Origin of the sequence: Shewanella sp. T24-MNA-CIBAN-0130 (assembly GCF_040310185.1) — a bacterium.
Taxonomy (GTDB): Bacteria; Pseudomonadota; Gammaproteobacteria; order Enterobacterales; family Shewanellaceae; genus Shewanella; species Shewanella psychromarinicola.
Genome location: NZ_JBEOPP010000529.1, coordinates 1 through 240, shown reverse-complemented (window position 1 = coordinate 240; position 240 = coordinate 1). Strand labels below are relative to the sequence as shown.

Genomic DNA, 240 nt, shown 5'->3' with positions numbered 1-240 from the left:
GTTCTACTTGGTCAAGCCACAGCGCTTGTTGACCCATTAGCGCACGTGTACCTTCGTTGAACGACTTTTGTGATAACAACATACGACGCACGTCGCCGTGGACTAATAATGAGTCTGCAGCTTGCTCTGGCTGCTTAACACCACTTAATGCACGGCCTTGAATACGCTCTTTGGCATAAACGAGAGCATTTTGATAAGCAATATCTGATACGCCTAAACCTTGAATACCGACACCTAAAC

General features: G+C 46.2%; 1 pseudogene. It reads right to left on the bottom strand.

What is annotated here, in order from left to right:
• Nucleotides 1-240, bottom strand: a pseudogene (locus tag AAEZ02_RS23390) (acyl-CoA dehydrogenase); the annotation flags it as partial.